Genomic DNA, 8928 nt, shown 5'->3' with positions numbered 1-8928 from the left:
CCCGCCCCATTCCCGGGCAGCTGAAAGCGCGACGTCCTGTCGCATCAGCTGCATGACTCGCATCCTGCGAGCCCCAAGCAGCCCCCTGCAACGCAGTCGAAAAACGAAAGCTTTTCCACTCACTTTTTTTCACTTCATAAACTCCTGTTCACATCCACAGATTATCCATTTGAAATACAAAAAAAGCTCCCAGTACGCTGGCAGCTTCTTACTAGTTTATTCCTTCACATAATCCAAAGGGTCGCGGTCTTGGCCTTCGTAGGATAGCTCGAAATGCAGGTGGATGCCTGTAGAGCGTCCTGTCGTCCCCATGTCGCCGAGTTTCGTGTGCGGGGATACTTTGTCCCCCACTTTAACGTCAATCGACGAGAGATGCGCATAGATCGTCTCATAGCCGTTCTTATGGTCGACGACGACGCGGTTGCCGAATGTCCCGGCTTTACCTGCTTTTGTCACAGTCCCATGGTCTGCGGAGACGATATCGAGCGTATCCGGCCGCGCGATGTCGATGCCTTTATGGGCACGGCCCCAGCGCTGGCCTTTCTTGCTCGACACGTAGCCGCCGTCTGCAGGCCACATGAATTCGCCTGTGCCGATGCCCGGCAATTTCTTGTCGCCTTCAAGGACGATCTTGTCGACCGGCTCTTTGAGGATTTTCTCCCGTGTTTCGGAACGGCCGACGCGTTCGCCGTCGACTTGCAGTGCGAAGGCTTCCGCTTTAACCTTTAATTGCTCGTCCAGCTGGCTGATGACCGTGTCATCGTCTTTCGAGCTGGATGCCACGGCTTGTTCGGTGACGATGTTCAATTCTTCACTCGGCGCAAGGCGCAGATTGTCGTAGTCGCTTGAGGCTGTCTTTAGTTTTTCATCAATTAATTCGTCGATCGGCGCATCGTCCGAGACGGCTCCGAGGTAACTGGTGTTGTGATATATATGATAAACCGGCTCCAGGTTTTGCGGCTCATTCGGTTCGGCAAAAATCGTATTGGCGCCGAATGCACTGGCAGCTAAAACGAGGGCGGTTCCGATTTTCCATTTGCGCAGTTTCAACTTCTCTTCGTTCTGGTGTTTCGCGTTCATGTTGCGGGTCTGGCTCCTTTCGTACTCCCATAGAGGGGTCTTCCGTTTTTTTAACTTAACCAATCTACCACATCTGTTTTCAAAGACTCACCCGATAAACTCATTGTTACAGAAGCGTTATGAAACAGACAGTATTATCCATCTATTGTCATTATTTTCTTTAATTCTGCAAATAAAGGCGAAAAACTTATGATTTTCGCCTTTATTCTCCATTTCGCAGCCATTTCCTGTGACCTTATTGTCATAAACCACATATAAGCGTGCGAGACGGCTTTTTCATTTATGGCGAATTTGTAGCAAACGCAAAAAAGCCACCGCCCTCTTAATTAGAGGCAGTGGCTTGTGGGTATTCGCTTAACGCCAAACGCTTTTGACGATGTTTGTCTGGTTGCGGTCCGGCCCGACAGAGAAGATCGAGATCTGGACGCCGGTCAATTGAGAGATACGCTCCAAATAATGGCGAGCGTTGTCCGGCAATTCGTCCAATGATTTGCACGATGTTACATCTTCAGACCAGCCTGGCATTTCTTCGTAGACCGGTTCGCAGTCTGCGAGCATGCGCAAGTTCGCTGGGTATTCCGTGATCAATTCGCCTTGGTAACGGTAAGCTGTACAGATTTTCACTGTATCAAGCCCCGTCAAGACGTCGATCGAGTTGACAGTAAGGTCCGTCAATCCGCTAACACGACGTGCATGGCGCACGACCACGCTGTCGAACCAGCCAATGCGGCGCGGACGGCCTGTCGTTGTGCCGAATTCCTTGCCGACTGTGCGGATCTTGTCACCGATGTCATCGAATAATTCAGTCGGGAACGGGCCGTCGCCAACACGGGATGTGTAAGCTTTGCAGACGCCGATGACGTGTGAAATATTCGTCGGGCCTACTCCAGCGCCGATGGTGACGCCGCCCGCTACCGGGTTGGATGACGTGACGAACGGGTAGGTGCCTTGGTCGATATCGAGCATGACGCCTTGTGCGCCTTCGAACAATACGCGGCGGCCGGCATCAAATGCATCGTTCAGCACTTTCGATGTGTCGGTCACATATTGTGCGATTTCCTGTCCGTATTGATAATACTCTTCCATAATCTCCTCGACCGTGAAGCCTTCTGTTTCATAGAATTTCTCGAACATGCGGTTTTTCTCTTTCAAGTTCATGCGCAATTTCTCTTCGAACACGACGTGGTCCAGCAAATCTGCGATGCGGATCCCGACACGTGCCGCTTTGTCCATATACGCAGGCCCGATGCCTTTTCCAGTCGTACCGATCTTGTTGGCGCCGCGGCGCGCTTCTTCCACTTCGTCTTGCTTGATGTGGTAAGGCAAAATGACGTGTGCGCGGTTTGAAATGCGCAAGTTCTCCGTCGTCACTCCGCGGTCGTGAAGGCCTTTCAGCTCTTGCACAAGCGCTTTCGGGTCGACAACCATGCCGTTGCCGATAACCGATGTTTTATCTTTATAAAAAATCCCCGATGGAATCAAATGCAATTTATACGTTTCGCCGCCGAAAATGATTGTGTGGCCGGCGTTGTTCCCGCCTTGGTAACGCGCGATTACTTCTGCGTGTTCCGACAGAAAATCCGTGATTTTCCCTTTTCCTTCGTCTCCCCATTGCGTTCCTACTACTACGACTGATGTCATCGTCCGCACCTCCGTTAGGCTTGTCGCCCTGTTTCAAACAGTCTTTATTGTACCAATAGAGCGCCATGGCGTCAATATGAAATCAAAGAAAACACGAACATCGAAATGCATGTCTGCATTTAATGTTCGTGTTTAATAGTTGTGCTAGAAATCGCCGCCGCCTTCATGGTCAGCCCAATCGATGGTGACGAACTTATTATATTCCTTCACAAACGCCAGTTTAACAGTGCCGGTCGGGCCGTTCCGCTGCTTGGCGATGATGATTTCAATCATGTTCTGGTCTTCGGTTTCTTTGTCGTAATAATCTTCACGGTATAAAAACGATACGATATCGGCATCTTGCTCAATCGATCCGGATTCACGCAAATCGGACATCATCGGCCGTTTGTCTTGCCGCTGCTCAACCCCACGGGACAGCTGCGACAAGGCGATGACCGGGACTTCGAGTTCACGGGCCAGCCCTTTCAATGAACGGGAAATATCGGATACTTCCTGCTGGCGGTTTTCGCCGGCTTTGCCAGGTCCTTGGATCAGCTGCAAATAATCGATCATGATCATGCCAAGGCCGTATTCCTGCTTGAGACGGCGGCATTTCGCACGGATATCGTTGACGCGGATACCCGGCGTGTCATCGATGAATATGCCGGCATTCGATAAACTGCCCATCGCCATCGTCAGCTTGCGCCAGTCTTCATTTTGGAGCGCGCCTGTCCGCATGACTTGGGCGTCGATATTGCCTTCTGCACAGAGCATCCGCATGACGAGCTGCTCTGCACCCATCTCCAAACTGAAGATCGCGACATTTTCTTCGGTCTTCGTCGCAACGTTTTGCGCGACGTTGAGCGCGAAGGCTGTCTTACCAACGGACGGGCGGGCGGCAACGATGATTAAATCGTTGCGCTGGAAACCCGCTGTCACTTTGTCCAAATCGCGGAAACCGGTCGGAATGCCGGTGACATCGCCTTTACGCGTATGCAATAGCTCGATATTGTCGTAAGTTTTCACCAAGACATCTTTGATGTGGATAAAGTCGCCCGCGTTTTTGCGGCTCGACACTTCCATCATTTTCTTCTCCGCTTCGGCAAGCAAAGCCTCCACTTCGTCTTCGCGCGTAAAGCCGTCTTCGACGATCGTGGTGGCCACTCGGATGAGGCGGCGCAATAAGGCTTTCTCTTCCACGATATGGGCGTAATGCCCAACGTTTGCGGCTGTCGGCACCGCATTGGCGATCTCCGTCAGATACGAGAGGCCTCCGACATCTTCCAGTTCTTTCTTGACCGATAGCTCTTCTGTCACCGTGACCAAGTCCACCGCTTTGCCGCGATCCGTCAAATCGATCATCGTCTGGAAAATCTTCTGATGGGCGACGCGGTAGAAATCTTCCGGCATGACGATTTCCGCTACGGAAACAAGTGCCTGTGGCTCCAGGAAAATGGCCCCGATGACGGATTGCTCGGCTTCCTGGTTATGCGGCGGGACGCGGTCGATCGATTCGTTCATATCTATTCCCCTTACGCTTCTTCAGTAACGTGCACACGCAATGTCGCGGTTACATCGTGATGCAATTTCACCGGCACATTCGTATAGCCAAGCGCGCGAATGGCGTCGTCGAGCTCCATTTTGCGCTTGTCGATTTTATGGCCATGGGTCTTTTCAAGTTCTTTCGCTATTTGCTTGGTCGTGATCGAGCCGAACAAGCGCCCGTCATCACCGGATTTCGCTGTCAGTTCAATCGTTAAAGCTTCAAGTTTTTCTTTCAGCTCTTTCGCTTCATTCAATTCCTGCTCGACTTCCTTTTCCTGCTTCTTCTGCTGGCCGGCGAGTTTGCTCATCGCTGCCTGGTCAGCTTCTACAGCCAAGTTGTTTTTCAATAGGAAGTTGTTCGCGTAGCCGTCCGCTACGTTTTTGATATCGCCTTTTTTACCTACATTTTTTACGTCTTTCAAGAAAATTACTTTCATTCTTCAGATCCTCCTCTATCATTTTCGGTTAATACGGTCTTTAATTGCCCGACCGCTTCTTCAAGGGTTGCATCTGGCATTTGCGTGGCCGCGTTCGTTAAATGGCCGCCGCCGCCGAGATTTTCCATCACGACCTGCACGTTGACTTCGCCGAGCGAACGGGCACTGATGCCGACGCCGCCTTCTGTCCGTTCTGCGATGACGAACGACGCGTTGACGTCTTTCATCGTCAGCAGGATATCCGCCGTCTGGGCGATCAGCACGGGGCTATAGATACGCCCTGGCTCGCCTTTTGCGATGGCTATGCCGTCGCCGACGAATTCCACGCTCTGGACGATTTTCGCCCGCTCGATGTACGTATCGAGGTCTTCTTTCAATAATCGCTGCACGAGCACAGTATCGGCACCGTTCGAGCGCAAATAAGATGCCGCTTCAAAGGTCCTTGCGCCGGTGCGCAGCGTAAAGCTTTTCGTGTCGACGATGATCCCGGCGAGCATCGCTGTCGCTTCGAGCATCGTCAATTTTTCGTGTTTCGGCTGGTATTCGATCAATTCGGTCACCAGCTCAGCTGTAGACGAGGCATACGGCTCCATGTAGACAAGCATCGTATTGGTGATGAATTCCTCGCCTCTTCTGTGATGGTCGATCAAAACGACACGCTCCATGCGCTGAAGCAGGCGTTCATCGATGACCATCGACGGTTTATGCGTATCGACCACGACTAGCAGTGAATGCTCGGTCATTTCCGATAATGCCTCTTCCGGGGTAATGAAACGCTCGAACAAATCCGGATCGCTTTCAATCTCTTCCATCAAGCGCATGACACTGCGGTCGTATTCGTCGAAATCGATAACGATGCGGCCTTTGACGCGGTTCATTTCCGCCATTTTGGCAACGCCGACCGCGGCGCCAATCGAGTCCATATCGGGCATTTTATGGCCCATGACAAAGACTTGGTCGCTTTCCTGGATCAAATCGCGCAGCGCATGCGAAATGACGCGTGCGCGCACCCTCGTGCGTTTTTCGACCGGGTTTGTTTTGCCCCCGTAGAACTTGACCTTGCCGCTCGGATGCTTAATCGCCACTTGGTCGCCGCCGCGCCCAAGCACCAAATCGAGCCCCGACTGTGCCATGGCGCCCAGTTCGATCAAGGAAGCGGAACCCGCTCCGACCCCGATGCTCAATGTCAGCGCCATATTGTCTTTCGCCGTCACTTCACGGATGTCGTCAAGCACGGTGAACTTGGTTTCTTCCAATTGCTTCAAGATGGATTCATTGAACACCGCCATAAAGCGGTCCGATGAAATCCGTTTCACGAAAATGCCGTTGTCGGTCCCCCATCGATTGATCAAGGACGTCACCAGGCTATTTAAATTACTGCGCACCTGATCGTCCATCCCTTGCGACAATTCATCGTAATTATCGATGAACAAGATGCCGATGACGGTCCGGTCCGCATGATATAAAGTTTCAATCTCCACTTGCTCGGTAATATCGAACAAATAGAACAAACGGTCATCTGCACGGTAGTAGACGCGGTATTTACGGCCGCCGAGTGACATGACCATTTCATTCGATTCGGCAGATTTGACCAATTGGTTAAATTCTTCCGTCAAGCTGTAAACCGATTCACCGATCAGCGTCTCGTAATCGAGTGCCGAGGTGATATAGGGATTGGCCCATTCGATTTGCTGATTTTCATTGACCAGCAGAATCCCGATCGGCATCTCGAGCAATGCTTCCTCGCCGACTTTTTTCATCCGGTAGGACAGCGTTTCGATATGCTTTTCAGTCTCTTCATAGTTGCGCTTCTCCAGTACCCACGCCGAGGTGATCGCCGCCCCGTAGAGGATTGCGAAAATGCCCGCGCCCCATTCCGACCAAAGGGAGATGAGGATGACAGCGGCCATTCCAAGAGCCAGCAATGCCAGTAATGGGTATCTAAGATTACGTTTCCTGAAAAAAGCCGACATTTCTCTTCAGCTCCTTACTTTCCTTTAGACTCGTGCGCCCGCTTGATCCAGCCCCGGATGTCAAAGCCGAGATCCAAAATCCCGATGATGCTCGTAAACGACTGCAAAGGAAATGCAAGAACCGTCACAACGACCACCACCCAGCGAGGCCAGCCCTCTTGGTGGATATAGAAATGATAGAACGATACCCCCTGCAAAAACAGCAGGAACTGCAACAGCATCGAGGCATTCGCGAAAATCAAATACGCCATGGTCCCTTGCTCGAAATCTGACAGCAAGGACACCAAAATGACGATCAAGTAATACCATAATACGCTTTTCGGCAAGCGCATCTCGCGGAACGGCGGGAATTTCGGCACTTCGATACCAAGCCGTTTCAAAATCGGCAATAGAATCAACAATAACACCCATACCGTTGTAAATACCGACAAAATCAATAGCGTCGGCAACAAGGTCTCGAAGGTCAGCATGAACTGCGCCACGAGCTCCTCGTACTCTTCTGTCGATTCCGAACCAAGCCGCTCGAGCCAAGTGCCCGCCTGTTCATACGAAGTGCGCATGGTTGCCATGAATTCCTCCAGGAAATTGATTCCTAAAAAGGCGATGGCCGCCACGTACTGCACCATCAATGACACCAATAGCACGATACTTGAACCCATGAACATGAACAATTTGCTTTTTTTATAATGGATCGACAGCCCAATCATGAGCCCCAGCGGAATGTGGATCAACGCCAAAGGCAAAGACAGCAATCCGCCGATCAGAAAGCTTAACACGACCCCGACCGCTGCGACCAGCGCCGACGCCTTTACCGGATACTTGGCGCTATACCAAGCAATCGGTAATGCCAAAAACAAGGTACTGATCAAACTCAGCACCGGTACATATACAGAAATAGCCAATAAGACGGCAAACAGTGCCGTCATCATGGCTCCATTCGTCAACTGACGTGTCTTTTGGTTAGGCATATCTGCGTTTTTCATCTTCTTTCGGGTTTATTTCATCCGTATAATTGTACCATGATTCAATCTCCCGAACAAAAAAGGGAGATTGTCCCACTGTACACCCCGCTCCCCGTTTTGAGAAGAAAAAGTGTGCTTGTTTCAATAGCTGCCTATAGAAAATCATTATCGCTGATTTGATGGCAGATGGAAATAGTGAATGGAAAATAAAGTATGGACATCTAGTGGCACGGTTTGAGTGATTGGGTGGTTTTGCGAAGTAGATGGCGGGAATTTGCTTGTCGAACAGTTTTAGTGTTCTATTTATGCTTCGTTTTGTTATTCGCCGCCCGGCTTTGGGTTGGCCTCTTGTCATAAGCCAAGAAGAACACTTGTCTTACTGCTTCGGCTCACCCTTGGCGCTCGGGGGCTTGAAGATTTCATTGATCGGAATGCGTTTAATCTGACCTGCTTCTATACGTGTTGCCGGCTAGCGGGGAAATCACTTCCCGCGATATGTTTGAAGCAGCTAGTGGGAGTTTAGGTGTTGAAGTGCTTCAGCATGCTATTCATACTTCATCTCGTTATTCGCCACCCTGCTTTGGGTTGGCCTCTTGCCATAAGCCAGGAAGAACGCTTGTCTTACGGCATCGGCTCACCCTTGGCGCTGGGCGGCTTAGTAATTTCATTGATTGGAGTGTGTTTAAATAGCTCTGCTTTTTTTAGGTAGTTGCCGGCTAGCGGGGGAATCGCTTCCTGAGATTCAGCGTCTGGCACGGTACGTTGATGCTTCAGTCAAAAATTTTGTTAGTGGATCGGAACTAACTAGCCTCTCTAGACCATAAATAACTTGAGCTATAAAACATGAAGCATTTCCTCATTTTCTATCGAGTGAACAGAAGAAAATTTCTTCTCCTCTAAAACTAGAGACGGAGTGGAAGGGGCCGACTCCGGGAGGATTAGCGAGACAATTGAGACCCTGCAGGAGCGTAGCGACGAAGCGGCTCAATGCGAGCCCTCCGGAAAGCGTGCCCCTGCAACGCAGTCGAAAAGCGTAAGCTTTTCCTCTCACTTCTTTCTCCATTCGCCCTCCTTCCAGTTACAACCTTTACGGTGTAATCTTAACTTTTCCTATCCATCCAACTTCCCAAAGCATATAAAAAAGAGGCCGGTTTCCCGGCCTCTTTGAACAATCTTATTTTTCTTCCGCTACGAACGGTAGAAGTGCCATGATACGAGCGCGTTTAACTGCAATTGTCAAACGACGTTGCCATTTAGCGCTTGTGCCCGTAACACGACGTGGCAAAATTTTGCCTCGCTCAGAAATGAATT

At 50.6% G+C, this 8928-nt stretch carries 7 protein-coding genes; all 7 read right to left on the bottom strand.

Annotated elements, in window-relative coordinates; all coding sequences use genetic code 11:
• Window positions 1–216: 216 nt before the first annotated feature.
• Complete coding sequence (locus tag ON064_RS15320; RefSeq protein ID WP_274625459.1) at window positions 217–1080, bottom strand: M23 family metallopeptidase; 864 nt, start codon at window positions 1078–1080, stop codon at window positions 217–219.
• A gap of 354 nt (window positions 1081–1434) precedes the next feature.
• Window positions 1435–2721, bottom strand: coding sequence for an adenylosuccinate synthase (locus ON064_RS15315; RefSeq protein WP_274625458.1), 1287 nt, complete (start codon window positions 2719–2721; stop codon window positions 1435–1437).
• 144 nt (window positions 2722–2865) lie between these two features.
• Window positions 2866–4221 (bottom strand): replicative DNA helicase, encoded by a 1356-nt coding sequence (gene dnaB, locus ON064_RS15310; RefSeq protein ID WP_121299386.1) that lies wholly within the window; start codon window positions 4219–4221, stop codon window positions 2866–2868.
• An 11-nt stretch (window positions 4222–4232) separates the two neighbouring features.
• Window positions 4233–4682 carry a 50S ribosomal protein L9 gene (gene rplI, locus ON064_RS15305; protein ID WP_068459461.1) on the bottom strand — a complete coding sequence of 150 codons (450 nt, stop codon included), beginning with the start codon at window positions 4680–4682 and terminating at the stop codon, window positions 4233–4235.
• Window positions 4679–6655 carry a DHH family phosphoesterase gene (locus tag ON064_RS15300; RefSeq protein WP_274625457.1) on the bottom strand — a complete coding sequence of 659 codons (1977 nt, stop codon included), beginning with the start codon at window positions 6653–6655 and terminating at the stop codon, window positions 4679–4681. Before ON064_RS15300 ends, rplI begins: the two co-directional genes overlap by 4 nt.
• 14 nt (window positions 6656–6669) lie before the next feature.
• Window positions 6670–7638: a YybS family protein gene (locus ON064_RS15295; RefSeq protein ID WP_274625456.1), complete on the bottom strand. Its 969-nt coding sequence runs from the start codon at window positions 7636–7638 to the stop codon at window positions 6670–6672.
• A gap of 1153 nt (window positions 7639–8791) precedes the next feature.
• A partial coding sequence (rpsR, locus tag ON064_RS15290; protein ID WP_274625460.1) for a 30S ribosomal protein S18 occupies window positions 8792–8928 on the bottom strand: 137 nt, incomplete at its 5' end.

It is taken from the genome of Planococcus sp. A6 (assembly GCF_028823615.1).
Lineage (GTDB): Bacteria > Bacillota > Bacilli > Bacillales_A > Planococcaceae > Planococcus.
The sequence above is the reverse complement of the archived record's forward strand: the minus strand, read 5'-3'. Positions and strand labels throughout refer to the sequence as shown.

Excerpts from the sequence above, each read along its gene's own strand:
- ON064_RS15320 (WP_274625459.1), bottom strand. The coding sequence starts at position 1,080 with ATGAACGCGAAACACCAGAACGAAGAGAAGTTGAAACTGCGCAAATGG.
- ON064_RS15315 (WP_274625458.1), bottom strand. The coding sequence starts at position 2,721 with ATGACATCAGTCGTAGTAGTAGGAACGCAATGGGGAGACGAAGGAAAA.
- dnaB (WP_121299386.1), bottom strand. The coding sequence starts at position 4,221 with ATGAACGAATCGATCGACCGCGTCCCGCCGCATAACCAGGAAGCCGAG.
- rplI (WP_068459461.1), bottom strand. The coding sequence starts at position 4,682 with ATGAAAGTAATTTTCTTGAAAGACGTAAAAAATGTAGGTAAAAAAGGC.
- ON064_RS15300 (WP_274625457.1), bottom strand. The coding sequence starts at position 6,655 with ATGTCGGCTTTTTTCAGGAAACGTAATCTTAGATACCCATTACTGGCA.
- ON064_RS15295 (WP_274625456.1), bottom strand. The coding sequence starts at position 7,638 with ATGAAAAACGCAGATATGCCTAACCAAAAGACACGTCAGTTGACGAAT.